The organism is Ralstonia nicotianae, from assembly GCF_018243235.1.
GTDB lineage: Bacteria > Pseudomonadota > Gammaproteobacteria > Burkholderiales > Burkholderiaceae > Ralstonia > Ralstonia nicotianae.
The window spans coordinates 1508422-1535418 of record NZ_CP046674.1; the positions used below are offsets into that span (position 1 = coordinate 1508422).

The following is a 26997-nucleotide window of genomic DNA, read 5'->3' on the forward strand; positions in this document are numbered from 1 at the left end:
TCTCGCTGGAGATCGACATGTGCGGTATCGTTGGGGTGGTTTCGGCCACGCCCGTCAATCAGCTGATCTACGACAGCCTGCTGCTGCTGCAGCACCGGGGGCAGGACGCGGCGGGCATTGCCACCGCGGCCGGCAGCACCTTCCACATGCACAAGGCCAACGGCATGGTGCGCGACGTGTTCCGCACGCGCAACATGCGCGGCCTGCCGGGCACCATCGGCATCGGCCAGGTGCGCTATCCGACCGCCGGCTCCGCCAGCGAGGAAGAGGCCCAGCCGTTCTATGTCAGCGCACCGTTCGGCATCGTGCTGGCTCACAACGGCAACCTGACCAACTCCGAGCAGCTGCGCGAAGAGATGTTCCGGCGCGACCGCCGCCACATCAACACGCACTCCGACTCCGAAGTGCTGCTCAACGTGCTGGCCGACGAACTGCAGCGCGCCAGCAACGACATCGCGTTGTCGCCCGAGGCCATCTTCAAGGCGGTGGCCGGCATGCATCGCCGCGTGCGCGGCTCGTACGCCATCGTGTCGCAGATCGCCGGCTACGGCATGCTGGCCGTGCGCGACCCGTTCGGCATCCGTCCGCTGGCGCTGGGCAGCCAGGAAACGCCGGACGGCGTCGAGTGGATGGTGGCCTCCGAATCGGTGGCGCTGGAAGGCATCGGCTTCAAGTTCGAGCGCGATGTAGCGCCGGGCGAAGCCATCTTCGTCGACCTCGAAGGCCAGCTGCACACCAAGCAGTGCGCGGATCATCCGGTCCTGACGCCCTGCATCTTCGAATACGTCTATCTGGCGCGGCCGGACTCGCGCATGGACGGCGCGTCCGTGTACGACGCGCGCCTGCGCATGGGCGATTACCTGGCCGAGAAGATCAAGCGCGAGGTGACCGACCCGATCGACGTGGTGATGCCGATCCCCGATTCGAGCCGGCCGGCGGCCATGCAGGTCGCCAACTGCCTGGGCGTGCCGTACCGGGAAGGCTTCTTCAAGAACCGCTACGTGGGCCGCACCTTCATCATGCCGGGCCAGGCGGTGCGCAAGAAATCGGTGCGCCAGAAGCTGAACGCCATGGCGATCGAGTTCAAGGGCAAGAACGTGCTGATCGTCGACGATTCCATCGTGCGCGGCACCACGTCGTCGGAGATCGTGCAGATGGCGCGCGATGCGGGCGCGAAGAAGGTGATCTTCGCCTCGGCGGCGCCGCCGGTGAAGTTCCCCAACGTGTACGGCATCGACATGCCCACGCGCAGCGAACTGGTCGCGCACGGCCGCACGCACGACGAGATCGCCCGGATCATCGGCGCCGACCAGCTCGTCTACCAGGACGTGGAAGACATGAAGCGCGCGGTGCGCGACGTCAACCCGGCGCTGCGCGATTTCGAGGCATCGTGCTTCGACGGCCACTACGTGACCGGCGATATCGACGAAGCGTATCTCGACCGGCTGGAAGCGTCGCGCAACAGCGCGGCGGCCTGCGCTGCCCGCGACAGCGCGCAGAACGACAATCCGCGCACGCAGCTGCACTTGCAGCCGTCGGCCGTCAACGAGTAAGGGGCGGGCGGTTCGCGGACGGTGGCGCACCCGGCCCATGGGCTGTGCGCTGCTGTTTTCGTGTACTGGTCTCCAGCAAAAAGCCCGTCCTGGTGACGGGCTTTTTTCATGCGGCGGACGAGGGCATCACTTCAGCATGCGACGGCGCAGCAGCCACAGGCACAACCACAGCGCGACCACGGTATAGAGCACGAGCACGCCCAGGTGCAGCAGGATGTCGTCCGGCGTGCGGCCGAGCATCAGCGGGCGGATCAGCTCGACCGCGTGCGGCAGCGGCAGCAGGCTGGTGACGGCGCGGATCGGCGCCGGCAACTGCGATAGCGGGAAGAACACGCCCGAGAGCAGCATCATCGGCGTGATTACCAGCGTCTGGTAGAACATGAAGAAGTCGTAGTTGGGCGCCAGCGCCGTCATGTTCATGGCCAGGCAGGCGAAGGTGAAGCCGGTCAGCACGACCACCGGCAGCGCCAGCAGCGCCTGCGGCATCGATGCGTAGCCCAGCACGCCGGCCACCAGCATGATCGCCAGGCCCGACAGCACCGACTTGCTGGCTGCCCACAGCAGCTCGCCGAGCACCACGTCGCCGAGGGTGAGCGGGGCGTAGAGGATGGCCTCCCAGGTGCGCTGCACGTGCATGCGCGAAAACGCTGAATACATCGCCTCGAAGCTCGCCGACATCATCGTGCTCGAGGCCACCGTGCCCGCTGCCAGAAAGGCGATGTACGACACGCCGTCCAGGCGGCCGACCAGCAAGCCGAGGCCCATGCCCAGGCCGAACAGGTAGATCATGGGGTCGGCCAGGTTGCCCGCCATCGACGGGATTGCCAGCTTGCGCCACACCATGAAGTTGCGCAGCCAGACATAGCGCCAGTTGCTGAAATTGAGCGGCAGCAGGGACTGCGGATACGCTTGCTGCGCCGGGGCGGTGAGGGTGGCTTCGGAGGGCATCATTGTCTCGCGTTCGTTTCGGCTCAGTCGCGCATCTCGCGGCCGGTCAGGCGCAGGAACACATCTTCGAGGTTGGCCGGGCGGTGCAGGTAGCGCAGGCCGGGCATGGCGTGCGTCTCGGTCTGCGAGCGCAGGGTGGCCACCAGCGGCTGCGGATCGCGGGCGTAGCAGAACAGCGTTTCGCCGCTGGCTTCGACGCGCTCGGCCAGGGGGGCGAGCAGCGTGCGCAGCGCGGGCAGGTCGTCACCGTAGACCTCCACGACATCACAGCCGATCTCATGGGTGATCAGCTCGTGCGGCTTGCCTTGGGCGATCTTGCGGCCGTTGTCGATCACGCACAGTTCGTCGCAGAGGCGCTCGGCCTCTTCCATGAAGTGCGTGGTCAGCAGGATGGTCTTGCCGGAGGCCAGCAGCGAGCGCAGGCGTTCCCAGATCAGGTGGCGCGCCTGCGGGTCGAGCCCGGTGGTGGGCTCGTCCATCACCAGGACATCGGGGTCGTTGATCAGCGAGCGCGCGACCGTCAGCCGCCGCCGCATCCCGCCCGACAGGGCGCGCACGGGCGCGTCGGCCTTTTGCTCGAGCCGCGCGAATTCCAGCAGGCCCGGCATCCGCTTGCGGATGGTCGCGGCAGGCAGGCCGAAGTAGCGGCCGAAGATCTGCAGGTTTTCCGAGACGGTGAAATCGGGGTCGAGGTTGTCGAACTGCGGCACCACGCCCACGCGCATGCGCGCGCGGTGCGCATGTCCGGGGATGGTCTCGCCGCACAGCTGCAGGGTGCCCGCATCGGGCATCGTCATGCCGAGCAGCATGCGCAGCGTGGTGGTCTTGCCTGCGCCGTTGGGCCCGAGCAGTCCGAAGCACTGGCCGCGGCGGACCGAAAAGCTCAGGCCGTCGACCACCGTCTGCTCGCCATAGCGCTTGCGCAGTCCTTCGACGCTGAGGATCGGCGTGCTGCCGATGCCCGGGCCGGGCGGTTGCTCGTATCGCAAGTGGCCTCCGTTGCAAAACGGTGATTATGCGCCCGCTCCGGCAGCCGCGTATGACCGGGACGCGTGCAGGGAATCGGCGCGCTCAGTCAACAAAAAGGGCCAGGCAGCGTTGCCTGGCCCCGATCCCGCAGCGCACAGCGGCTGCGTATGGCGACCTACTTTGTGACGACGTTACCGATCACGCCACCCAGTGCGGCGCCACCCAGCGTCGCGCCCGGACCGCCCCAGATGGCAGCCCCGGCGACGCCACCTGCGGCTGCGCCGAGCGCGGTATTGCGCTGCTTGGGTGTCATGTCCGCGCATCCGCTGACGGATGCGAGCGCGGCCGCCAGAATGAGGGATACGAAGGCACGCATAGCAAACTCCTTGTTGTTCGCATACTTCCATTCAAGGCGCTGCGGCGCGCGATGTGCAGCCGGCGATGCCTGAAAAGGTTGTCAGCCGATTCCGACATGTCGGCCGCCTATCCGCCGCATGCACCGCATGCCGCCGGTGACACGAGGGCCGCCGCGCATGCAAACGTTGCCCTTGTGTGTGCGTCGGTGCCGCGGCGTGTGTGCCGGCCGCGCCGTGCATGACGCATGCCGCCGCCGGCCTGATGGAGCGGTCCGTCTCCGGTGTCGGGCAAACGGAGGAGGTCGCGCCACGGGGCGATCGCGCGGGCTACACTGAAACGCCGCGCCTTGCTGGCCGTTGCGGATGGACGGGCCGCGACGGCGTCCGGGCGGGCAGCGGCGACCGGTTCGCAATCTCGCAACGACGACATGGAGAGACAGTCATGATGACGCTCGAGCAACTCGGCTTTTTGCATCGCGCCCAATTGGAAGCTTGGCTGGCTGTGACGAAGGAGGCGGTCGACGGCATCAATCGGGTGATCGGTCTCAATCTCCAGGCGCTGAAGGCCGGGCTCGGCGAGACGGAACAGTGCCTGCACGAGGTTGCCGGCGCGCAGGATGCCGGCCAGTGGTTCACCGCGCATGTGCGCTACCTGCAACCGGCGGGCGAGCGGGTCTCGGGCTATACGCGCAACCTGGTGGAGATTGGCGTGCAGACGCAGAACGGCATCGCCCAGGCGCTGCAGCGTCACGGCGACGAGGTGCGCCGCCATTGGGGCGCTGTCACGGAAAACCTTGTCGACAGTGCGCCGCCGGGTTCGGAGGCGGTGGTGAGTCTGATGAAGGCGGCGGTCGGCTGGGAAGTCGCCGCGGCGGAGGTTGCGGAAGAACTGGTCATCGAAGAGGTTGGGGGCCAGCGTACCGAGCCGCGCTGATCCGCGCTGCCCCAGCCGGGGGAGGATCGTCGGCACCGGGCCGACAGGGGTTTCGGCGCCGTCCTACACGACGGCGCGGGCGGGCTTCGATACCCGTGCCGGGCGCCGGCGCCTACACTTCCTGCATGTCCCACCCTGTGTGGAGGGAGACCGTGCCCGATCGCGTCGCGTGGCTGCCGGGCGTTCCCGCATTCATGCTGCTGATCCGGCTGTCCGTGCGTTGACGCACGGATACGCGCGAGGTCAGACGTGCGCTTCACACGATGCGGAGGAAGCATGACGTTCCACGACGACTGCAAGATCGAAGTGGCCGCCTATGAAATCTCGCCGGATACGTGGCGTGCAGAAGTGGTGATCTCGCGCGTCAGCACGGGCGAGACGCTGCTGCCGCTCACCACCGTGCTCGACTCGGTCAGCGCGTATCCCACCGCCGGTGGTGCATTGGAAGCCGCACGGGCCTATGCCGAAGGGATCATCGAGGACGGTGCGCTCGACGCGAAGCCCAAGGCGGCTTAGCCGCCCTGCGCCGGCGTTACGTCCTGTTACCAATTTGCCCTCGCCGTAGCACCTGTGATTGGGGCCCTGCATAAAATAGAGAGACCGCAATCGTGCCTGGGTACGCATCAATCAGGTGTGTCCGGCCAATCCAGTCGCAGGTGATGAAGATGAATCGACGCAATGGGCTGTTGATGGCAACTGCCGCCGCATTGGCCGTGCTGGCCGTGCCGCAGGCAGCGTCGGCGCGCGTGAGCGTCGGGATCGGCATCGGGGTCCCGTTTGCGCCGGTGTACGTGGCCCCGGCCCCGGTGTATTACCCGCCGCCTCCGCCGGTCTACTACGCACCGCCTCCGCCGCCGGTGTATTACGCGCCGGCACCGGTCTACTACGGCCCGCCGCCTGTTGTGGTGGCCCCGGGCTGGTACCGCTGGGGGCCGCGCTACCGCTGGTATGACGGCTACCGCTGGGGACATTGGCGCTGACGCGCAGGCGGCTGCATCAGGAAAGAGGCTTCTTCGGGAGCCTTTTTCTTTGGCCGGAACCCAGGTATGCCGCACGGCTTCCAGCGGCTGCGGGCGGCCATCGCGCTTCACGATCAGGCCCGGCATATTCCCGGGCTCTCCATTTGGGCATCTGGCCACGCGAGGGCGCGTGCTAAGGTGCGCGCCATTGTCGCCACGGACCGAAACCGGATGCATCCCCATTGGCTGTTGAGCACGCTTGTCGTCACGCTGCTGTTGCCGCCCGGCGGCCCGCTGGTGCTGGCCCTGCTGGCGGGCACGGTGGCTTGGCGCGTGCCGCGCTGGCGCCGCTCCGCGGGCCGGGTGCTCGGTATCGCGCTGATCGCGGCCTGGGTGGCGGCGACGCCGTGGTGCGGCCGGCTGCTGGCATCGTGGACGCATCCCGCGCCGCCCTTGCGCCTCGATGCGCTGCAGCCGCAGGGCGAGGGCGCGGTGGTGCTGCTGGGTGGTTCGCGCAAGCTGGCGGCGCGTGAATATGCGGGGCAGGGCGCGACCGCGCTGTCCGGCCCGTCGCTCGAGCGCACGGTCTACGCGGCGCGGCTGGCGCGCGCTGCCCACCTGCCGGTGCTGGCGACGGGAGGCGCGCCGGAGGGGAATGGCGTGCCCGAGGCCGAGCTGATGCGCCGGCTTGTCGCCGACATGGGGCAGGATGCGCGCTGGATCGAGACACGCTCGGCCACCACCGAGGAAAACGCCGCGTTCTCCGCGCCGATGCTGCGCGCGGCGGGCATCCGGCGCATCTACCTCGTCACGCATTACTGGCACATGGCGCGCGCGCGACGATACTTTGAAGGGCAAGGATTCACCGTCACGCCGGCGCCGTGCGGCTGGGGTGGCGAGGTGGAGGAGAGCCCCGCCGGTGGCATACTCTCGCTGCTGCCGCGTACGGATGGCCTGATGCTGACCCGCTTCGCCTTGCGCGAAGCGCTGGGCCAGTTGTGGTTGTCCATCCGTCAGGGCATTCGCTGATCGCATGACACGACCAAGGAGAAAACCATGAAAACCAAGCCCTGTCTGACCCAGGAAGACGTCAACAAGATCCTGGATGCCGCAGAGAAGGAAGCGCGCGCGCATCAATGGGCCGTGACGATCGCCGTGGTCGATGACGGTGGCCATCCGCTGGGCCTGCGCCGCATGGACGGCTGTGCGTCCATCTCGGCCTACATCGCGCCGGAGAAGGCGCGCACGGCCGCGCTGGGCCGTCGTGAATCGAAGATCTACGAAGACATCATCAACAATGGCCGGACTTCGTTCCTGTCGGTGCCGCTGCTGCACGGCATGCTGGAGGGCGGCGTGCCTATTCTGGTGGAGGGCGTGTGCGCCGGTGCAGTGGGCGTGTCGGGCGTGAAGTCGGCGGAGGATGTGCAGATCGCCAAGGCGGGCATCGCCGCCGTGCACGTGATCTGCTGAACGGACATCCATCTCCGGCAAGGAAAAGGGCGCATCGTGGCGCCCTTTTTTTTCGGAGGATGCGGGAAAGAAACGGCTTGGCTGGCGCTTGTCGGGCAGACGGGGTCTGGGATGTCTGCGAACGCGAATGGACAATGGCTGGCTACTGCCGAATGTCTCCTGAGAGAGACAGTCCCCACAAAAGTCGATACGGTTACTTGGTCAGGATCAGCTTGCCGAAGCGTGTCACGCGCAGCGTGTAAAGCGCGCCGTTGTGGCGGATGGCGACAGCGTTCTGGCCGCCGAACAATTGTTCCGAGGTCATGATGCGGGCGTCGCCCACGACGGTGGCCGGGGCGTTGACGCTGGGCGCGGCAGCCGGTTCGGCATCCAGGGGGCTGTGCTCGAGGGTAGCCGGCCGCTTGCGGGCCACGATGATGTGCCGGCGGCGGGTGACGGTGCGGCCGGCGTCCTGCGATTCAACGGTGTTCATGGCGATGTCCTGGCTGGCGGAAGGCATGGGCTGGCAAGGTTCCAGCGAATACCTGTCACTCTAAATGAGAATCGTTATCATTACAAGTGCGGTGCTGACAAAACGCTGACGCCGTGAGGCTCGCCGTCTGCGGCGTACGCAAAAAGACGAACCCCCGCGCAGTGGCGGGGGTTCTCGTATGGCGGGGCGGGTGCGTCAGTTGTGCATCGGTTCGGTCACGAAGCCGATGCGCGCCAGGCCGCCGCGCTGGATGGCGGCCATCACCTGGGCGACGCGCTCGTAGCGGACGCTGCGATCCGCGCGCAGATGCATCTCGGGCTGGGGCTGCTGCCGTGCGGCTTGCACGATGTCGGCCTCCAGCGTGGCATCGTCGACCGGCTGGTTGTTCCAGTACACCAGGCCCTTGGCGTCGATCTCGACATTGACGCTCTGCGGCTTGGCGTCGTCGGGCTTGTTGGTCGCGCGCGGCAGGTCGATCTTCACGGCGTGGTTGATCACCGGGATGGTGATGATGAAGATGATCAGCAGCACCAGCATGACGTCCACCAGCGGCGTCATGTTGATCTCGCTCATCACCTCGTCATCGTTGTCGAAGGTTCCGAAAGCCATGACCGTTCCTTATTGCGGCTTGACCGAGGCCAGGCGCACGCTCGCGTCGTCCTGGCGCGCGTTGCCCGGACGCAGGCGCGCGCCGGTCACGAAGTAGGCGTGCAGGTCATGGGCGAAGCGGTTGAGCTTGGCGATGACCGATTTGTTGCCGCGGGTCAGCGCGTTGTAGCCGAGCACGGCGGGAATCGCCACGGCCAGGCCGAAGGCCGTCATGATCAGCGACTCGCCCACCGGGCCGGCCACCTTGTCGATGGTCGGCACGCCCACCGCGCCGATGCCGATCAGCGCGTGATAGATGCCCCACACCGTGCCGAACAGCCCGACGAACGGAGCCGTCGAACCCACCGAGGCCAGCACCGCCAGGCCGGACTGCATCTGGCCGACGGATTCGTCGATCGCACTCTTGAGCGAGCGCGTGATCCAGTCGGAGATGTCCATCACGTCGTGCAGTTGCGGATGGCTGGCGCGGTGGTGCTGGGCGGCCTCGCGACCGGTCTGCGCGAGCGCGTAGAACGGGTTGTCCTTGGGCGAGCCCAGCGTGTGCATGGCGTGATCGAAGTCATCGGAGTGCCAGAAGCGCTTTTCGGCGCCCTGGGCCATCGACTTGAGCCGGATCAGGTCCCACGCCTTGGTGAGGATGACGATCCAGGAGGCCAGCGACATCAGCAGCAGCAGAAGGGCCGTGCCGCGCGCGACGATGTCGCCCTGTGTCCAGAGATGGGAGAGACCGAGTTCCTGCATGATGGGTTTCCTACTTAGCGAAAGACGAAGTTCAGTTTAATTGTCGAGCTTGAAGACGAACGGCTTGTTGGCCACCACGGTCATGGCGCGGCCGTTCTGCTTGTATGGCGAGCAATGGAGGCTGCGGGCCGATTCGAGCGCGGCGCGGTCCAGGCGCGCGGAGCCGCTGGTGGTGGCCACCAGCGCGTTGACCACGTCGCCCTCGGGGCCGATGGTGATCTTGACGAGGGTGCGGCCTTCCTCGCCCATCTTCTGCGACATGGTCGGGTAGACGAGCGGCGGGTTGCTGCACTGGATGTCGTTGATGCCGACGTTGATCGGGCCCGACTGGACCGGGGCCGGAGCCGGCGCGGGTGCGGCCTCCACCGGCGGGGCGGGAGGCGCGGGCGGTGCGGCCGGCACCACGGGTGCGGTATCGGAGGGCGGCAAGGCCGGTGCCGGCGTCGGAGCCGGCTTGGGTTGCGGCACGGGCTTGACGATGTTCACCTGCTTGGGCGGCGCGGGCTTGGCGGGCTCAGGCTTGGGCGGTTCTGGCTGGCGCACCGGTTGCGGCGGCGTGTCCGGGATGATGTTCACCTGCAGTTCGGGTGGTGGTTCCTGGCGCAGCGGCGATGCGATCAGGCCGAGCTGGATCAGCGTCAGCACACCCACGTGCATCAGCAGCACCACGACGAGGATCTTGAGGGTACGAGGGTGAATCATCAACGGCGGGAAATCGAAAGCGGAATCGGGAGTGAGCGGTTGGCCGGCATCCGGGGCATGGCGCGCGCGTTCAGCGCTTGCCGAAGACGATCAGCGAAACACCGATGCTGATGATCAGACTCAGGAGCAGTTCCATGGCGCAAGGAGTGGTTGCGGCCAAGCCGCGAGGCCCGCAAGAGAAGACATTGTAGGCGACCTTCATGCAACAGTGTTGCGACAACGGGAAGCAGTGACGGTTCAGCCTATCGCGTCGATTGGGTCGAGTATAAACGATAATGATTCCCATTTGCGGGGAATGGCCGCGTCATTTGTAGGGTGGGGGCTGTATCCGGATGGCCTAGGGCAGGGCGTGTCCGGCTGCGGTGGCCTATCCGAAGCGCGGGTGCTGGCCTGCAACTTGCGGAGGCAGGGATGGACCGGGGGTACGGTGTTCGTTCAAACGCGCTAGGATTGAATGCATTCGAACACGGTGACCGGCCGGCCAACCGTGAACGGGGAACGGGGGCGATCATGGACGATGTCAACCTCAGCCTGGACGACGCCGATGACGGCGCGTTCGTCCCCACCGGCGGCAGGCAGCCGCAAGCGCTGCTGTCGTCGCTGGATTCCATGTGCGCGCAGTTTGCGCTGCGCACGGTGTGCGCGATGGGCCTGCGCTTCAACCTGCGCACCAATATCAACGACATCCTGACGGTGTGCGCGCCGGAGCTGATCTGGCCGGTGACGGTCATTCAGCGGCTGCAGCGCTTTCTGGCCGCCCGCTGCGCCGACATGCCGGGCTGGCGCAGCGTCGGCCGGCTGGACCTGTCCACCTTCATGGACCGCCACGGCCAATGGAGCAGCGCCTTCGATGAAGGCTCGCTGTTCTACTACCTCGACGAATACGTCAAGCATCACGCCAAGGACATGTTCACCGTGTTTGGCGCATCGTGCGATGCGCTGAACGAACGGCTGGCGAGCGAGCGCGTGCTGCTGGTCGGCAACATCGACATGCTCGCGCGCGTGCTGGGCCTGCCGCCGCACGAGCGGGCGCTGCTGCTGTTCGCGTCGCTGGTCAAGTACAAGCGCGACCTGCGCGCGGTGATGGTCGACTGCAAGGTGGCGCACAGCCAGGAGGCCTTCCAGCTGCTGGCGGGCCTGGCCGGGGCCAGCACGGCCGAGGTGGCGGCCTCGCTGCGGCCGGGGTCGCGGCTGGAGACGCTGGGGTTGATCGAGCCGCCGCTGCCCGAGAACAGCGTGACCGACCTGGGCGACCTGATGCGCATCTCCGATCGCCTGCTGCACGTGCTGCTGGGCGACTATGCCTGCGAGGCCGAGATGATGGCCGTGTTCACGCGGCCGGCCCCGCCGACCACGCTGACCCAGGCGGACTACCCCCACGTCGAGACCGACGCGCGCTACCTGGCGGCCCTGCTGGAGAGCGCCACGCGCCAGCGCGCCATGGGCGTCAACATCCTGCTCTACGGTGCGCCGGGCACGGGCAAGACCGAGCTGGCGCGCGTGCTGGCGCGCGACGCCGGCTGCGAGCTGTACGAAGTCGACTGCCTGGACAAGGACGGCAACAGCCTGTCCGGCAAGGACCGTTATCGCTCGCTGCAGGTGTCGCAGGCCTTCCTGCGGGGCCGGTCGCGCGCGGTGCTGCTGTTCGACGAGGTCGAGGATGTCTTCCCGGGGCCGACGCGCGAGCTGATGAGCCTGTTCGGCCACGAGGAGCCGCGCGGCTCGGTCAACGGCAAGGCGTGGGTCAACCAGACCCTGGAGCAGAATCCGGTGCCCGTGATCTGGGTGTCGAACTCGATCCGCCAGATCGATCCGGCCTACCTGCGCCGCTTCCAGTTCCACCTGGAGCTGAGGGTGCCGCCGCCGATGGTGCGCGAGAGCATCATCCGCAAGCACCTGGAGGGGCTGGATGTCTCCGATGCCTTCATGGCCAAGCTGGCGGCGCGCAAGACGCTCACGCCCGCGCAGATCGATTCCGCCGCGCGGTTCGCGCGCCTGACGCAGCCGGCCATGGCCGAGTCCGCGGAGTCGTTGATCGTGCGCCAGCTCGACCATGCCGACCACGCCATGGGGATGCGCCCGGAGATGCAGGCCCATCGCGTCGTGACGGAATACCGGCTCGATTACCTGAACCTGGAGACGCGCTTCCCGGTCGAGCGCGTGATCGAGGCCCTGCGCGTGCGGCGGCGCGGCACGCTGTGCTTCTTCGGGCCGCCGGGTACCGGCAAGACCGTGCTGGCCGAGCACATCGCCAGCCGGCTGGACATACCGCTGATGATCCGCCGCGCCTCCGACCTGATGAGCAAGTACGTCGGCGAGACCGAGCAGCAGATCGCGGCGATGTTCGCGCGGGCCGAGGAGGAGCGCGCGCTGCTGCTGCTCGACGAGGCCGACAGCTTCATGCAGAGCCGCCAGGGTGCGGTGCGCAACTACGAAGTGTCGGAAGTCAACGAGATGCTGCAGGGCATGGAGCGCTTTGACGGCATCTTCGTCTGCACGACCAATCTGTTCGACCGCATCGACGAGGCGGCGCTGCGGCGCTTTGCCTTCAAGATCCGCTTCCGGCCGCTGGAGCGCGCGCAGCGCGAGCGGATGTTCATCACCGAGGCGCTGGGCGGCAATGCGGACGCCATGACCGCGGCGTGGCGCGATGCGCTTGCCTCGCTCGACGTGCTGACCCCCGGCGATTTCGCCACCGTCAAGCAGCAGGCGGTGCTCCTGGGCGAGGCGCTCGATCCGGAGGCGTTCCTGGCGCAGTTGCGGCAGGAGCACGCGATCAAGCCGGAGCTGCGCGAACGGCGCTCGATGGGGTTTGTGCCGCGTTAGCCGGCGGATACCCGCGACGGCACGTGACTGCCCGCGCATTCCCACAGGGTGCGCGGGTTTTTCATTGCCGGCGCAATCGGAAGATAAAGGACTTGCTTAACTGTTTTGCCTTCCTAGACTTAAGGACATGCTTAACCATGACGCTTCGCTCGATCTGACGTTTCAGGCGCTCGCCGATGCGACCCGGCGATCGATGCTCGCGCAGCTGACCCGGGGCCCTGCCTCTGTGAGCGAGCTCGCACGGCCGCTGGGGATGTCGCTGCCGGCCGTGATGCAGCACCTGGCGGTGCTGGAGCATTCGGGCCTCGTGCGCTCCGAGAAGACCGGCCGCGTGCGGACCTGCCGGATCGAACCGCAGGCGCTGAGCCTGGCGGAGCAATGGATCAACCAGCGGCGCATCGAGTGGGAACACCACTTCGACCGGCTTGGCGCCTACCTGGCAACCCTCGGACAGGAAGGAGCAGCTCATGACGACGGCGAATGAAAACGCGACGGACCTGCAGGCACGGCCGCTGGTGGTCTCCCGGACGTTCCTGGTCCCGCGCGCGTGGGTATTCAAGGCATGGACATCGGCGGAGCACATCCGGCGCTGGTTTTGCCCGGCGGGCTTTTCCGTGCCGCAGGCGGAGATCGATTTCCGGGTCGGCGGGGTCTTCAACGTCTGCATGCGCTCGCCGGAAGGGCAGGACTACTGGACACGCGGCCACTACACGGAGATCGTGCCCGACGCCCGGCTGGTGATCGAGATGAGCGCGGTCGATGATCAGGGCAAGCCGCTGTTTCATGCGCACACGGTCGCCACCTTCACGGACGCGCAGGGCGGGACGCGGCTGGAGGTCACGCAGCGCTACACGGTGCTGGTGCCGTCGGTGGCCGAGGCCATGCTGCGGGGCGCCCCGCAGGGCTGGGAGCAGACGCTGGATCGCCTGGCCCGCGAAGCCGCCCGGATGCCGGAGTCGGTACCGGCGGAGCGCTCGGCCGTGCACGCGAGCTTCACGATCGAGCGAACGTACCCGGCGCCGCGCGAGCGGGTGTTCCAGGCGCTGACCGATCCGGCCGCCAAGGCCAGGTGGTTTGCCGGCGGCAACGGCTATACGGTGCTCGTGCGGGAGATGGACGTCCGGCCCGGCGGGCGCGAGCTGGTGAAGGGGCGATGGGAGAGCGGCGTGGTGTCGACCTTCGAGGCGGTCTACCACGACGTGGTGCCGGACGAGCGCATCGTCTACGCATACACCATGCATCTGGACGCGCGGAAGATTTCCGTCTCGCTGGCCACGATCGAGCTCAAGCCGTCCGGGACCGGCACCGGAACGCGGCTGGTGATGACCGAGCAGGGCGCTTATCTCGACGGTTACGACGATGCCGGCTCGCGCGAGCGCGGCACGCAGTTCCTGCTCGATGCGCTGGGGCGTTCGCTGGACGGCTAGCGCGGGCCGTGGGCCGTGAACCGGAAGGGGCCGGTCCGCGCCGGCTCAATCGACGATGAACAGCCGGGCGCCGCTCCGGGTATAGGACCGGTGCGCTTCGGCGTTGTCGCCGACCTGATAGCTCATGCCGGCGGTGAGAACAAACTTGCGGCCGTCTTCGAGGGTGGTCTCCAGCGCCCCTTCCATGCAGAAGAGGATGTGTCCCTTTTTGCACCAATGATCGGCCAGGTAACCGGGTGTGTACTCGACCATGCGCACCCGGATGCGGTCCGGCTCGGCGCCGAAGTGGCATGTGCGCCAGGTCGCCATGCCGGTCTCGCCCTTGTGCTCGGTGGGTTCAATGCGTGACCAGTCGGTGGTGCCGAAGGCGAAGGGGGCCATCTTCATGGAGCGGGCTCCTGGCTGAATGCGGATTGCGGTGGACCTCGATGCTAGCAGTGCGGCGGCGCGGGATGGCCCGCAGCGCTTGTGCGCGGCAAGGCGCCCCGCATCGTCCGCGCGGCACGCGCTGTCGCCCGTCTTCACAATGTCGGTCGTACGCCACCACCCCAGCAGCGGTGCGGCGATCCGGGGCGGACACACGGTTTTTGCGCAAAACTATGCAAAATTTGCATGGTGCTATGCAACATCGACATAACAATAGGCCCCTGCTTCTCTAATATCCTCGCTTTTTGTCAGATCGTGACGGAGTGGGGAGTATGGCGGCCAGGCAACTGGACGGCGGATTCCCGGTACGCAGAGGCTGACCCGCTCGCGCTTTCGGGCGCAGCGGCAGGCCAGACGCCATCCGCAGCGACACCATCAAAGCCAAGGGTCGAAGTCATGGCCCGAGCACCCGTAGGAGGGGGAATGAACACCAAACGCCTGACCACCCATATCGGCGTAGCGATGCTGCTTGGCATCGCGGTCGGCTGGGGATGCCACGAGTACGCGAAGGACGCCCAGGCGGCCAAGGAGCTCGCCTCGTACTTCAGTATCGTGACCGATATCTTCCTGCGCATGATCAAGATGATCATTGCGCCGTTGGTCTTCTCGACCCTGGTGACGGGGCTGGCGAGCATGAGCGGCGGCCGCTCGGTCGGCCGCATTGGCCTGCGCGCGATGCTGTGGTTCGTCACCGCGTCCGTGATCTCGCTGGCGCTGGGCATGGTGCTGGTCAACTTCTTCCAGCCCGGTATGCAGCTGAACATGCCGCTGCCGGATACGGCGGCGGCGGTGGGGCTCAAGACGGGCGACTTCACGCTCAAGGGCTTCTTCACCCACGTCTTCCCGCGCAGCATCGTGGAATCGATGGCGAACAACGAGATCCTGCAGATCCTGGTGTTCTCGCTGTTCTTCGGTGCGGCGCTGGCCAGCGTCGAGAAGCCGATGGAGACCGTCGTCGGGCGCGGGCTGGAGGAACTGACCAAGCTGATGTTCCGCATCACCGACTACGTGATGCGCTTTGCGCCGCTGGGCGTGTTTGCCGCCATGGCCGCCGCCATCACCGTGGAAGGCGTGGGCGTGCTGTGGACGTACGGCAAGCTGATCGGCGAGTTCTACCTCGGCCTGGCGCTGCTGTGGATGATCCTGTTCCTGGTGGGCTACCTGCTGCTGGGCCGCTCCATCGGGCGCCTGGCCTCGTTGATCCGTGAGCCGATCCTGCTGGCCTTCGCGACCGCCAGCAGCGAGTCGGCCTATCCGAAGACCATCGAGGCGCTGGATCGCTTTGGCGTGCCCAAGCGCATCTCCAGCTTCGTGCTGCCGCTGGGCTACTCGTTCAACCTCGACGGCTCGATGATGTACCAGGCCTTTGCCGTGCTGTTCATCGCACAGGCCTACAACATCGAAATGGGCTTCACGCAACAGCTGACCCTGCTGCTGGTGCTGATGCTGACCAGCAAGGGCATGGCCGGCGTGGCGCGCGCGTCGCTGGTGGTGGTGGCCGCGACGCTGCCGATGTTCCATCTGCCCGAGGCGGGCCTGCTGCTGATCCTGGGCATCGACCAGTTCTTCGACATGGGCCGCACGGCCACCAACGTGATCGGCAACAGCATTGCCACCGCCGTGGTGGCGAAGTATGAGCGTGAGGACGAGGTCGAGGCGGAAGCGGTCCAGCCCGCCGCGGCGCAGGCGGATATCGCGAGCGCCGGCTAAGGCGCGTCCTTGCCCTCGGACCGGCGGCGCAGTCCGCTGGTCCAGGGAGCCGCGCTCCCACCGAGGCCATGACATGACGGGCCCGCAGGTTTCTGCGGGCCCGTTTTTATTGCGGATTGCTTATTGGTGCGAAGCGAGCGGCGGGACGGCGGTGTCGCCGATGTCGCCGATGTCGATCCGCTGTGCCATTGGCGCCTCGCCCAGCAGCGCGGCCACCATGGCCTGCAGCGGCAGCACGTCCGCGGTGCTCAGGAAGCGCGGGGACGCGGCGGCCCCCGTGGCCTGCAAGTGCGCGGCGGCCAGCGTGCGGCCGAGATGGCGCGCCACGGCGTGTCCGGTGTCGATCAGCGTGAGGCGGTCGCCGGCGATCTCGCGGATGGCGTCCTGCAGGAACGGGTAGTGCGTGCAGCCGAGCACCAGCGTGTCGGCGCCGGCTTCGAGCATCGGCAGCAGGTAGGCCCGCAGCAGCTCCAGCACGGCGGGCGAGTGCGTGTCGCCGCGCTCGATCAGCGGAACGAGGCCGTAGCCGGGCTGGCACAGCACGCGGCAATCCCCCGAGACATTGCCCAGCAGGCGCGCGAACTTGTCGCTGCGTAGCGTGCTTTCCGTCGCCAGCACGCCGACCACGCGGCTGCGCGATGTGGCCACCGCCGGCTTCAGGCCCGGCTCGACGCCGATCACCGGCACGGCGAGCTGCTCGCGCAGCAGGTGCACGGCCTGCGCCGTGGCCGTGTTGCAGGCGATCACCAGTGCCTTGCAGCCCTGGCCGACCAGCCACTCGCACACGCGCAGCGTACGCCCGGCAATGAATTCAGGAGGTTTTTCCCCGTACGGGGCATGGCGGGAATCCGCCAGGTAGAGGAGGGATTCGGCCGGCAGTTCGGCACGGATCGCGCGCAGGACGGAGAGCCCTCCGAGGCCGGAGTCGAAGACCCCGACCGGTGCCTGCGCGCGTGTCGTCATGGCGGGATGGCGTCAGCCGATCACGCCGCGGCGACCGGGATCTTGCCGATCTTGGCCTGCCATTCCGCCGGGCCGGTCTTGTGCACCGAGGTGCCCGCGCTGTCGACCGCCACGGTGACGGGCATGTCCTTCACGTCGAATTCGTAGATGGCTTCCATGCCCAGGTCTTCGAATGCCAGCACCTTCGCGCCGCGGATGGCCTTGGACACAAGGTAGGCCGCGCCGCCCACGGCCATCAGGTAGGCCGACTTGTGCTTCTGGATGGCCTCGATGGCGACCGGACCGCGCTCGGCCTTGCCGACCATGGCGATCAGGCCGGTCTTGGCGAGCATTGTCTCGGTGAACTTGTCCATGCGCGTGGCCGTGGTGGGGCCGGCCGGACCGACCACCTCGTCGCGCACCGGATCGACCGGGCCGACGTAGTAGATCACGCGGTTGGTGAAGTCGATCGGCAACTGTTCGCCGCGGGCCAGCATGTCGGCGATGCGCTTGTGCGCGGCGTCGCGGCCCGTGAGCATCTTGCCGTTGAGCAGCAGGGTCTGGCCCGGCTTCCACGAGGCGACTTCTTCCGGCGTGAGCGCGTTCAGATCAACGCGCTTGGAGGTTTCGGTGTTCGGCGCCCACTCGACCTTCGGCCATTGCGACAGGTCCGGCGCTTCGAGCTTGGCGACGCCGCTGCCGTCCAGCGTGAAGTGCGCGTGGCGGGTGGCCGCGCAGTTCGGGATCATGGCCACCGGCAGGTTGGCGGCGTGGGTCGGGTAGTCCTTGATCTTCACGTCGAGCACGGTGGCGAGGCCGCCCAGGCCCTGGGCCCCGATACCCAGTGCGTTGACCTTTTCGTAGAGCTCGATGCGCAGCTCTTCGGCGCGGTTCGACGGGCCGCGCGCGATCAGGTCCTGGATGTCGATCGGCTCCATCAGGGCTTCCTTGGCCAGCAGCATCGCCTTCTCGGCGGTGCCGCCGATGCCGATGCCCAGCATGCCCGGCGGGCACCAGCCGGCGCCCATGGTCGGCACCGTCTTGAGCACCCAGTCGACGATCGAGTCGGACGGGTTGAGCATCACGAACTTGGACTTGGCCTCGGAGCCGCCGCCCTTGGCCGCGACGATCACGTCTACTGTGTCGCCCGGCACGATGGACATGTTGATCACCGCCGGGGTGTTGTCCTTCGTGTTGGTGCGCTTGCCGGCCGGGTCGGCCAGGACGCTGGCGCGCAGCTTGTTGTCCTGGTCGTTATAGGCGCGGCGCACGCCTTCGTTGACCATGTCTTCCAGGCTCATCGTGGCGCCGTCCCAGCGCACGTTCATGCCGACTTTCAGGAACACGGTGACGATGCCGGTGTCCTGGCAGATCGGGCGCTTGCCTTCGGCGCACATGCGGCTGTTGGTCAGGATCTGCGCGATGGCATCCTTGGCGGCCGGGCTCTGCTCCTGCTCATAGGCCTGGCCCAGAGCAGTGATGTAGTCCATCGGGTGGTAATAGCTGATGTACTGCAGGGAGTCGGCGACGCTCTGGATGAGGTCTTCTTGACGAATGACGGTCATGGTGGGGACCAACGATGTAGGAATGGGAAACCGGGTGCGGCAACCGCAGCGGCAGTGGCCTGCGCGGCGTACCGGCGGCAGGGCGCCGCCGGCTCAGACCAGCCCGGAATCATACACGCAATGCCGGCGGCGGATTGTCCGAGCGGATTGGTCGGAATCGCCCGGCGGCGGGCGCCGCGTCAGTGTGCTTGGGCGGCCGCTTCCTGCGGGATGGCGTGCGAGACGAGGCGGTCCACCCAGGCCATCACCAGGGCCGAGATCAGGAACGCCACGTGGATCGTCACCTGCCACAGGATCGTGTGGGTGTCTTTCTGCGCGGCGTCGATGAAGGTCTTGAGCAGGTGGATCGACGAGATGCTGATCAGCGCCATCGACAGCTTGACCTTCAGCACGCCGGCGTTGACGTGATCGAGCCATTCCGGCTCGTCCTCGTGTCCTTCGATGCCCAGCTTGGAGACGAAGATGTCGTAGCCGCCGATGATCACCATGATCAGCAGGTTGGAGATCATCACCACGTCGATCAGGCCCAGCACGGCCAGCATGATCTTGGTCTCGTCCAGCTCGCCCAGGTGGGCCACCAGGTGCCAGACCTCGACCAGGAACAGGTAGACGTAGGCGGCCTGGGCGACGATCAGGCCCAGGTACAGCGGCAGCTGCAGCCAGCGCGAAAAGAAGATCAGGCGGGGAATCGGGCGGAGCGGGGCGATGGGCGACTTCATGCTCGGAAGGATAGGACGGGAAAACCGCGTGATTCTAACGTTGCGCGCCTGTCGGGCGGCTGAGGTTGTGGCGGGGCCGATGGTCAGTCGTGGTCCAGCGACGGGTCGAGCGGGTCCAGCGGATCGGGCATGCGCCCGCGCGGCACCGTCCGGCGCGGCCGGGCCGGCCAGCTCGCCACCAGGATCCCCGCCACCACGCAGGCCAGCGCCGCGCCGTGCGCCCAGCCCGGCGCCTCGCCCAGCGCGATGATGCCGTAGGCGGCGGCCGCGATCGGCAGCACCGAGGTGAACACGCCGGCCAGATGCGCCGGCACGTGCCGGATGCCTTTCATCCACAGCCAGAACGAGAAGAGGCTGGCCGACAGCGCATACCACACGACCAGGCCCCAGATGTGCGGCGGCACCGACGGCAGGTCGAAGGTGAGCAGCGGCGCCAGCCCCAGCGGCAGCATCAGCAGCGCGCCGATCAGGTGGGTATAGGCGCAGATCTCGATGGCCGGCAACGTTTGCGTCAGCCGGCGCGACAGGACCACGTAGACCGATTCGCACAGCACCGCGCCCATCACCAGCGCGTTGCCCAGCAGGGCCCGGGCCGCATCGGCCGGGGCAGCGCCCGCGAATTCGCCGCCGCGATCGGCGTTGAGCAGCGCCACGCCCGCCACCGCCAGCGTCACCGATACCAGCGTGCGCCCCGAGGGCTTCTCGCGCAGCACCAGCCACGACAGCAGCGCGACCGTCGCCGGGATGGTGCTGGTGATGATGCCGGCGGCCAGCGCCGAGGTCAGCCGCACGCCATTGAGCATCAGCAGCGTGAAGCCGAAGGTGCCGAAGAGCGCCTGCAGGAACAGGTTGGTCCACTCGCCGCGCGTCACGCGCCGCATGCGCGATGGCCGGTACCACGGCGCCATGCAGGCGACGGCGATCACGAAGCGCAGCAGGGCGAACAGCATCACCGGCATCACGGCGACGATGGATTTGCCGAAGCCGACGTTGCTGCCGACCAGGGCCATGGCGGCAATGAGGAAGAGGGCGTGGATGGGCACGATGGAAGATCGACGAAGAGCGGCGCCGGACGCGGCTTGCCGGGCAGCCATGCTGCACTGCGGTGAGTGCGGCGGACGCGGGTGACGCATTATAGTGATGCGTTGCATGACACACTGCGGCGGCCGGCGCACGTCGCGCTTGCGTAAGGCTGGAGTAAGGCCGGCTGCTTAGATTCGCGGCAAAACGATTACAGACTTCGCTATCAGGAGACATCATGGCTGGCATTGAATCTGTTCTGCAGGAAACGCGTGTCTTCGAGCCGCCCGCGTCCTTCGTCAAACAGGCCAACATCGCCGGCATGGACGCCTACCGCGCGCTGTGCGCCGAGGCCGAGCGCGACTACGAAGGCTTCTGGGCGCGCCTGGCGCACGAGCACCTGCTGTGGCACAAGCCCTTCTCCAAGGTCCTCGACGAATCCAGGGCGCCGTTCTACACCTGGTTCGAGGACGGTGAGCTCAACGCCTCGTACAACTGCCTCGAGCGCAACCTGGAGAACGGCAACGCCGACAAGGTCGCCGTGATCTTCGAGGCCGACGATGGCTCGGTCGCGCGCATCACCTATCGCGAGCTGCATGCCCGCGTGTGCCGCTTCGCCAATGGCCTGAAGGCACTGGGCATCCGCAAGGGCGACCGCGTGGTGATCTACATGCCGATGTCGATCGAGGGCGTCGTCGCCATGCAGGCCTGCGCGCGCATCGGGGCGACGCACTCGGTGGTGTTCGGCGGGTTCTCGGCCAAGTCGTTGCAGGAGCGGATCGTCGACGTGGGGGCCGTTGCCGTCATCACGGCCGACGAGCAGATGCGCGGCGGCAAGGCGCTGCCGCTCAAGGCCATCGCCGACGAGGCGCTGGCGATGGAGGGCAGCGAGGCCGTCCGCCACGTGATCGTCTATCGGCGCACCGGCGCCGGCGTGAACTGGGTCGAGGGCCGCGACCGCGCCATGGACGAAGTCGAAGCCGGCCAGCCCGACACCTGCGAGGTCACCCCGGTCGGCGCCGAGCATCCGCTGTTCATCCTCTACACCTCGGGCTCGACCGGCAAGCCCAAGGGCGTGCAGCACAGCACCGGCGGCTACCTGCTGTGGGCGTTGCTGACGATGCAGTGGACCTTCGACCTGAAGCCCGACGATGTCTTCTGGTGCACCGCCGACATCGGCTGGGTCACCGGCCACACCTATATCGCGTATGGCCCGCTCGCCGCCGGCGCCACCCAGGTGGTGTTCGAGGGCGTGCCGACCTACCCGAACGCCGGCCGCTTCTGGGACATGATCCAGAAGCATCGGGTCAACACCTTCTACACTGCGCCGACGGCGATCCGCTCGCTGATCAAGGCCGCCGAGGCCGATGAGACGAGCCACCCGAAGCGGTACGACCTGTCCAGCCTGCGCCTGCTGGGCACCGTGGGCGAGCCGATCAACCCGGAAGCCTGGATGTGGTACCACACGAACATCGGCGGCGGCCGCTGCCCGATCGTCGACACCTTCTGGCAGACCGAGACCGGCGGCCACATGATCTCGCCGCTGCCGGGCGCGACGCCGCTGGTGCCGGGCTCATGCACGCTGCCGCTGCCGGGCATCATGGCCGCCATCGTCGACGAGACCGGGCAGGACCTGCCGGACGGGCAGGGCGGCATCCTCGTCGTCAAGCGGCCGTGGCCGGCGATGATCCGCACCATCTGGGGCGATCCGGAGCGCTTCCGCAAGAGCTACTTCCCGGCCGAACTGGGCGGCAAGCTCTACTTGGCCGGCGACGGCTCGGTGCGCGACAAGGAAACCGGCTACTTCACCATCATGGGCCGCATCGACGACGTGCTGAACGTCTCGGGCCACCGCATGGGCACGATGGAGATCGAATCGGCGCTGGTGGCCAACCCGCTGGTGGCCGAGGCCGCCGTGGTGGGCCGCCCGGACGACATGACCGGCGAGGCCATCTGCGCCTTCGTGGTGCTCAAGCGCACGCGCCCGAATGGGGACGAGGCCCGGCAGATCGCCACCGACCTGCGCAACTGGGTCGGCAAGGAGATCGGCCCGATCGCCAAGCCGAAGGACATCCGCTTCGGCGACAACCTGCCCAAGACGCGCTCGGGCAAGATCATGCGGCGCCTGCTGCGCTCGATCGCCAAGGGCGAGGACATCACGCAGGACACCTCCACGCTGGAGAACCCGGCCATCCTGGAGCAGCTCAAGGAAGCCCGCTGATCCGGCACCGGCCTGCCTGCCTTGGCCGCCACCGACGCTGCCACGGACAGCCGCTTTCGCAGGCGGCTGTTTGTCTATTACGGGCTGTACACCGCCGGCCTGCTGCTCTTCATCGTGATGATGGGCGCGATCGAGCGCGTGCGCGGGCCGGGCGTGTGGCTCGGCTACGTGTTCCTGTTCGTCACCATCGCGATCTATGCCTGCATCGGACTGATCTGCCGCACGGCGGACCTGACCGAGTACTACGTGGCCGGGCGTCGCGTGCCGGCTTTCTTCAACGGCATGGCCACCGCCGCCGACTGGATGAGCGCGGCCTCGTTCATCGGCCTGGCGGGCATCGTGTTCGCTTCCGGCTACGAGGGGCTGGCCTACGTGATGGGCTGGACCGGCGGCTACTGCCTGGTCGCGTTCCTGCTGGCGCCCTACCTGCGCAAGTTCGGCGGCTACACGGTGCCGGACTTCCTCGCCACGCGTTACGGCAACGGCGAGCGGGGCGGCAGCGCGGTCGTGCGCGGCATCGCCGTGCTGGGCGCGACGCTGTGTTCGTTCGTCTACCTCGTCGCGCAGATCCAGGGGGTGGGGCTGGTGGTCACGCGCTTCATCGGGGTGGAGTTCTCGGTGGGGGTGTTCTTCGGGCTGGCGGGCATCCTGGTGTGTTCGTTCCTGGGCGGCATGCGCGCGGTGACGTGGACGCAGGTGGCGCAGTACATCATCCTGATCGTGTCGTTCCTGGGCGTGGTGGCGATGATCGGCTGGCACCGGCATCACGACCCGGTGCCGCAGCTCTCCACCGGCCGGCTGCTGCTGCAGATTGAGGCGGCGGAGCGCCGCATCGCGCAGGATCCCGCCGAGCAGGCCGTGCGCGAGCGCTTCCTGGCCGACGCGCAGGCGCTGCAGGAGCGCATCGCGCGGCTGCCGCAATCCTTCGACGAGACGCGTGAAGCGCTGAACGCGCAGCTCAAGCGCGCGCGCGAACACAACGCGCCGCTGCGCGAGATCAAGGCGCTCGAGCGCGCGCGCGAGGCCTTCCCGCCCGATGCGGCCGCCGCCGGCATCCTGTGGAACCAGCAGCGCGAGGAGGCGCTGGCGCACAGCCGCGTGGCGCCGCCCTCGACCGAGCCGTTCCCGTCCGCCTCCGAAGCCGAGCGCGGCCGGCAGCGGCTGAATTTCGTGCTGCTGGTGTTCTGTCTGATGGTCGGCACGGCCAGCCTGCCGCACATCCTGACGCGCTTCCATACCACGCCGTCGGTGCGCGAGACGCGCAACTCGGTCGGCTGGACGCTGTTCTTCATCGTGCTGCTGTACGTGTCGGCGCCGGCGCTGGCGGCGCTGGTGAAGCTGGACCTGCTGCAGCACCTGGTGGGCACCTCGTTCGCCGACCTGCCGCAGTGGATCGTGCCGTGGCGCAAGGTGGACCCGCCGGTGTTCGCGCTGCACGACATCAATGGCGACGGCATCGTGCAATGGGCCGAGGTGATGATCCAGCCCGACATGATCGTGCTGGCCGCGCCCGAGATCGCCGGGCTGCCGTACGTGATGTCGGGGCTGATCGCGGCGGGCGCGCTGGCCGCCGCGCTGTCGACCGCCGATGGGCTGTTGCTGACCATTGCCAACGCGCTGTCGCACGATGTGTATTTCCACATGATCGACAACAACGCCAGCCACCAGCGCCGCGTGACCGGCGCCAAGGTGGTGCTGCTGGGCGTGGCGCTGCTGGCGGCCTACGTGACCTCGCTCAAGCCGGGCAACATCCTGTTTCTGGTGGGCGCCGCGTTCTCGCTGGCGGCGTCGTGCTTCTTCCCGGTGCTGGTGCTGGGCGTGTTCTGGAAGCGCACCAACCGGGCCGGCGCCATCGCGGGCATGCTGACCGGGCTGGCGGTCAGCGTGTACTACATCTTCGTCAACTACCCGTTCTTCACGCGGATGACGGGCATCCTGGGGCGGCCGTGGTTCGGCGTCGACCCGATCGCCTCGGGGGCGTTCGGCGTGCCGGCCGGGTTTGCCGCCGCCGTGATCGTCAGCCTGCTGACCCGGCCGAACCGGCCGGTGGTGGACCGGCTGGTCGGCTATCTGCGCGATCCGCTGTAGCGCGTCGCCAGCGTCGAGCTGTCGTGGATGCGCTCGACCGACGAGGCGATCAGCTCCTTGATCTCCTTGATCTCCTTGGCCGCCTTGGCAGAGCGCTGCGCGAGGCTGCGCACCTCGTTGGCGACCACCGCGAAGCCCTGCCCCTGATCGCCCGCGCGGGCGGCTTCCACCGCGGCGTTCAGGGCCAGGATGTTGGTCTGGAAGGCAATCCCCTCGATGATGCTGGTGATCTCCGCGATCTTGCCGGAGCGGTCGCTGGTGTCCTGCATGGTCGAGACCACCTGGCTCACCACGGCGTTGCCCTTCTGCGCCACCTCCGACGCCGTCGCGGCCAGTTCGGTGGCGTGCTGGGCATTGTCGGCGTTCTGCTTCACGGTGGAGGTCAGCTCTTCCATGCTGGCGGCAGGTTTCCTGCAGCGAGGACGCCTGCGCTTCGGTGCGCTGGCTCAGGTCGGCGTTGCCCGCCGCGATCTGCCTGGCCGCGCCGGCGATGCTGCCGCTGCTGTCGCGCACCTTGTCGACGATCTGCGTCAGGCGGGTGTTCATGTCGGCGAGCGCGGCGAGCCGGTGGCTGGTCTCGTCGGTGCCTTCGGCGTCGATACGGCTGCCGAGGTCGCCGCGGGCCACCGTCTCCGCCACGTTCACGGCCTTGCCGATGGGGCGCGTGATCGAGCGCGTGATCAGCACGCCCGCCCCGATCGCCACGAGCACCGCCGCGATTGACAGCGCGATCAGCAGGCTGCGCGCTGCCCGTACTGCGCTTCGTCAGCCGCGACGAGCTGTTCCTGGCGTTCGCGCGTATAGCGGGCGTAGGCGGTGGTGGCCTGGATCAGCTCGGCCAGCAGCGGACGGCATTCGTCGTCCATCTTCTGGATGGCCTCGTCGCGCTTGCCGTCCAGCGCCAGTTGCACGATCCCGGTGGCCACGGGGCCGTAGCGGGCTTCCACGCGGTCGATCGCTTCGGCCAGCGCACGGGCCTGCTCCGACACATTCCGGCCGTCGTCCGCCATCGCCTTGAGCTGCGCGAGCTGGGCCTGGACTTCCTCGTGCGCGCGCAGCACCTCGGCCTTTTCCATCTCCATGTCCTGCGGCTTGATCACGAGGACCAGGTTGCGCGCCGCGATGGCCCGGCGGTCGACCGCGGTGCGCACGTTGTTGGCCAGGGTCGCGTGGGCGGTGATGCCCTGCACGAACCCCGAAAAGCCCTGCGTCGATTCACTCAGGGCCCGCAACGACAGGGCCGACACCACGACGACGCAGGCGGCCAGCGCCCCGAAACCCAGGGTGAGCCTGGTCTTGATCGACATCCGGGAAAGGTTCACAGCGTCCTCCGATAGGTGGAACAAGGGGATTCAGGGGGAGGCTGGCGCGCTGTGCCGGGGTATGGCGGACAGTCCTGTCGCTATAGGTGTTGCCGTGCTGCTAGGGGCTGGATAACAGGGTGATTGGTTTGGGTGGTCGCTTTCTGCATTATCCGTTTGGGGTTATCGGCGGGTTTTTGGAAAGCTGAATGATTTTTATTGTGGATTTGTTTTTTTATTTGCCCCGGGTTGTGCTATGGCTTGCTGGTACGGGGTTTTCGGTGAATTCTGGTGCTGGCTCGGGTGTGGGGGGCTTGGGTTCGAGGAGGCGAAGGTGGTGGTGCTTGGGTATTCATCTGATTTATGTCTGCTATTGAGTCGGGTGTGCCGGATATTTTGTTCGCGAGATTCAACCTGGCCTCGGCGAGGTTGCTGTGTCCGGCTTCGGCCTGGGCGGGCGGGGCGGGGCATCGTCGGCGACACCGTGCGGTTGCCGGCGTGATGACAATGGCATTTGTGATGGTGGAGAGCGGTGCCGCCGTGGCGCGTTGGTGTACTGGTGCGTGCGTTCGGCAGGGTGGGGACGGATTCGTCCTTGCATCCCCGGGAGAGGACGCCTGGGCGGGGAGGTCTGATGTCCGTGACGGGATCGTGCTGGAGAGGGACGGAGGCGGTATCCCTCTGTCCCGGGCAGATTCGCCGCGTGTCTGGTGATGGGCTGAAAAAGAAAAATCCCCGTAGGCGTTGGCGTCTACGGGGATGCTTGTATTCCTGGCGGAGAGAGGGGGATTCGAACCCCCGATAGGCTATTAACCTATACACGCTTTCCAGGCGTGCGACTTAAACCACTCATCCATCTCTCCGGAAGCCCGCGATTGTAGCACATCGGGCGGCCTAGCCAACCCCCTTGACCGCCGACGGCAGGCGGCGCGTTGGCGAACGGCATCGTTGTCGGCACCAGAGTGCCTCCTGCGCCATGAGCGTGGGTCTCCCCATGCGTGTCATGGCCGCAGGGTGGCATCCGTGCAATCAGGCTCGG

The 26997-nt window shown here is 67.3% G+C and carries 25 protein-coding genes, 1 tRNA gene and 1 pseudogene; 12 read left to right on the forward strand and 15 right to left on the reverse strand.

Translation table 11 applies throughout. The features are described 5' to 3' along the window. The first annotated feature begins 17 nt into the window (after positions 1–17). Positions 18–1553 (forward strand): amidophosphoribosyltransferase, encoded by a 1536-nt coding sequence (purF, locus tag GO999_RS06990; RefSeq protein ID WP_011001912.1) that lies wholly within the window; start codon positions 18–20, stop codon positions 1551–1553. Between the two features lie 126 nt (positions 1554–1679). Here the strand turns inward: purF and nodJ are convergent, their stop codons facing one another. From nodJ to GO999_RS07005, 3 genes are all read right to left on the reverse strand, one after another. Continuing rightward, positions 1680–2501: a nodulation factor ABC transporter permease subunit NodJ gene (gene nodJ / locus GO999_RS06995; protein ID WP_020832236.1), complete on the reverse strand. Its 822-nt coding sequence runs from the start codon at positions 2499–2501 to the stop codon at positions 1680–1682. 23 nt (positions 2502–2524) lie between these two features. Continuing rightward, entirely contained in the window at positions 2525–3460 is a 936-nt protein-coding gene (nodI, locus tag GO999_RS07000) for a nodulation factor ABC transporter ATP-binding protein NodI (protein ID WP_509162587.1), read from the reverse strand. Positions 3461–3645: 185 nt separating this feature from the next. Further along, positions 3646–3846, reverse strand: coding sequence for a YMGG-like glycine zipper-containing protein (locus GO999_RS07005; RefSeq protein ID WP_003264057.1), 201 nt, complete (start codon positions 3844–3846; stop codon positions 3646–3648). A 422-nt stretch (positions 3847–4268) separates the two neighbouring features. On the opposite strand from GO999_RS07005, the gene GO999_RS07010 reads away from it, so the two are divergent. The 5 genes from GO999_RS07010 (at position 4269) to GO999_RS07030 (ending at position 7189) form a co-directional block, all read left to right on the forward strand. Next, positions 4269–4760, forward strand: a complete 492-nt coding sequence (locus GO999_RS07010) for a phasin family protein (protein ID WP_019718616.1) — start codon at positions 4269–4271, stop codon at positions 4758–4760. Between the two features lie 276 nt (positions 4761–5036). Further along, positions 5037–5276 carry a hypothetical protein gene (locus tag GO999_RS07015; protein WP_011001907.1) on the forward strand — a complete coding sequence of 80 codons (240 nt, stop codon included), beginning with the start codon at positions 5037–5039 and terminating at the stop codon, positions 5274–5276. Between the two features lie 143 nt (positions 5277–5419). Continuing rightward, positions 5420–5740: a membrane protein gene (locus tag GO999_RS07020; protein WP_011001906.1), complete on the forward strand. Its 321-nt coding sequence runs from the start codon at positions 5420–5422 to the stop codon at positions 5738–5740. Between the two features lie 210 nt (positions 5741–5950). Then, positions 5951–6748 carry a YdcF family protein gene (locus GO999_RS07025; protein ID WP_028853292.1) on the forward strand — a complete coding sequence of 266 codons (798 nt, stop codon included), beginning with the start codon at positions 5951–5953 and terminating at the stop codon, positions 6746–6748. 27 nt (positions 6749–6775) lie between these two features. Further along, positions 6776–7189, forward strand: coding sequence for a GlcG/HbpS family heme-binding protein (locus GO999_RS07030; RefSeq protein ID WP_011001904.1), 414 nt, complete (start codon positions 6776–6778; stop codon positions 7187–7189). Between the two features lie 193 nt (positions 7190–7382). Here GO999_RS07030 and hemP read toward each other — a convergent pair whose 3' ends face one another. The 5 genes from hemP to GO999_RS24940 all read right to left on the reverse strand — a co-directional run bounded on the left by hemP (position 7383) and on the right by GO999_RS24940 (position 9915). Then, positions 7383–7661, reverse strand: coding sequence for a hemin uptake protein HemP (gene hemP / locus GO999_RS07035; RefSeq protein ID WP_011001903.1), 279 nt, complete (start codon positions 7659–7661; stop codon positions 7383–7385). Between the two features lie 195 nt (positions 7662–7856). Further along, positions 7857–8270 carry an ExbD/TolR family protein gene (locus GO999_RS07040; protein WP_011001902.1) on the reverse strand — a complete coding sequence of 138 codons (414 nt, stop codon included), beginning with the start codon at positions 8268–8270 and terminating at the stop codon, positions 7857–7859. Positions 8271–8279: 9 nt separating this feature from the next. Further along, complete coding sequence (locus GO999_RS07045) at positions 8280–9011, reverse strand: MotA/TolQ/ExbB proton channel family protein (RefSeq protein WP_011001901.1); 732 nt, start codon at positions 9009–9011, stop codon at positions 8280–8282. A 36-nt stretch (positions 9012–9047) separates the two neighbouring features. Then, on the reverse strand, positions 9048–9713 hold the full coding sequence (locus GO999_RS07050; RefSeq protein ID WP_011001900.1) for an energy transducer TonB: 666 nt from the start codon (positions 9711–9713) through the stop codon (positions 9048–9050). Positions 9714–9783: 70 nt separating this feature from the next. Then, positions 9784–9915, reverse strand: a complete 132-nt coding sequence (locus GO999_RS24940) for a hypothetical protein (RefSeq protein ID WP_011001899.1) — start codon at positions 9913–9915, stop codon at positions 9784–9786. 308 nt (positions 9916–10223) lie between these two features. Between GO999_RS24940 and GO999_RS07055 the strand changes: the two genes are divergently transcribed. The 3 genes from GO999_RS07055 to GO999_RS07065 all read left to right on the forward strand — a co-directional run bounded on the left by GO999_RS07055 (position 10224) and on the right by GO999_RS07065 (position 13966). After that, positions 10224–12539, forward strand: a complete 2316-nt coding sequence (locus GO999_RS07055) for an AAA family ATPase (protein WP_016725286.1) — start codon at positions 10224–10226, stop codon at positions 12537–12539. Positions 12540–12666: 127 nt separating this feature from the next. Next, positions 12667–13023 (forward strand): ArsR/SmtB family transcription factor, encoded by a 357-nt coding sequence (locus tag GO999_RS07060; protein ID WP_011001897.1) that lies wholly within the window; start codon positions 12667–12669, stop codon positions 13021–13023. After that, positions 13007–13966: an SRPBCC family protein gene (locus tag GO999_RS07065; RefSeq protein WP_016725285.1), complete on the forward strand. Its 960-nt coding sequence runs from the start codon at positions 13007–13009 to the stop codon at positions 13964–13966. The genes GO999_RS07060 and GO999_RS07065 overlap by 17 nt, the downstream gene beginning before the upstream one ends. A gap of 45 nt (positions 13967–14011) precedes the next feature. Here GO999_RS07065 and GO999_RS07070 read toward each other — a convergent pair whose 3' ends face one another. After that, positions 14012–14353 carry a DHCW motif cupin fold protein gene (locus GO999_RS07070; RefSeq protein ID WP_011001895.1) on the reverse strand — a complete coding sequence of 114 codons (342 nt, stop codon included), beginning with the start codon at positions 14351–14353 and terminating at the stop codon, positions 14012–14014. Between the two features lie 462 nt (positions 14354–14815). On the opposite strand from GO999_RS07070, the gene GO999_RS07075 reads away from it, so the two are divergent. Then, the gene (locus tag GO999_RS07075) at positions 14816–16102 is read left to right on the forward strand and encodes a dicarboxylate/amino acid:cation symporter (protein WP_011001894.1); all 1287 of its coding nucleotides are present in this window, start codon (positions 14816–14818) and stop codon (positions 16100–16102) included. Positions 16103–16222: 120 nt separating this feature from the next. On the opposite strand, the gene murI is transcribed toward GO999_RS07075, so the two are convergent. From murI to GO999_RS07095, 4 genes are all read right to left on the reverse strand, one after another. Further along, positions 16223–17065 (reverse strand): glutamate racemase, encoded by an 843-nt coding sequence (gene murI, locus GO999_RS07080; protein ID WP_071623784.1) that lies wholly within the window; start codon positions 17063–17065, stop codon positions 16223–16225. 20 nt (positions 17066–17085) lie between these two features. Continuing rightward, the gene (locus GO999_RS07085; RefSeq protein ID WP_011001892.1) at positions 17086–18609 is read right to left on the reverse strand and encodes a fumarate hydratase; all 1524 of its coding nucleotides are present in this window, start codon (positions 18607–18609) and stop codon (positions 17086–17088) included. Between the two features lie 179 nt (positions 18610–18788). After that, positions 18789–19328, reverse strand: coding sequence for a TIGR00645 family protein (locus GO999_RS07090; protein WP_011001891.1), 540 nt, complete (start codon positions 19326–19328; stop codon positions 18789–18791). An 83-nt stretch (positions 19329–19411) separates the two neighbouring features. Next, positions 19412–20371 (reverse strand): DMT family transporter, encoded by a 960-nt coding sequence (locus tag GO999_RS07095; protein WP_316047667.1) that lies wholly within the window; start codon positions 20369–20371, stop codon positions 19412–19414. Between the two features lie 215 nt (positions 20372–20586). Between GO999_RS07095 and acs the strand changes: the two genes are divergently transcribed. Both acs and GO999_RS07105 read left to right on the forward strand, forming a co-directional pair. Then, positions 20587–22569, forward strand: a complete 1983-nt coding sequence (acs, locus tag GO999_RS07100) for an acetate--CoA ligase (protein ID WP_028860712.1) — start codon at positions 20587–20589, stop codon at positions 22567–22569. 21 nt (positions 22570–22590) lie between these two features. Then, a complete protein-coding gene (locus GO999_RS07105) occupies positions 22591–24657 on the forward strand; it encodes a sodium:solute symporter family protein (RefSeq protein WP_118872142.1) in 2067 nt (688 codons plus the stop codon). A gap of 5 nt (positions 24658–24662) precedes the next feature. Here GO999_RS07105 and GO999_RS24945 read toward each other — a convergent pair. Beyond that, a pseudogene (locus GO999_RS24945) lies at positions 24663–25964 on the reverse strand (methyl-accepting chemotaxis protein); the annotation flags it as partial. 766 nt (positions 25965–26730) lie between these two features. Further along, positions 26731–26821: transfer RNA gene (locus GO999_RS07115), tRNA-Ser, on the reverse strand. Positions 26822–26997: the final 176 nt, after the last annotated feature.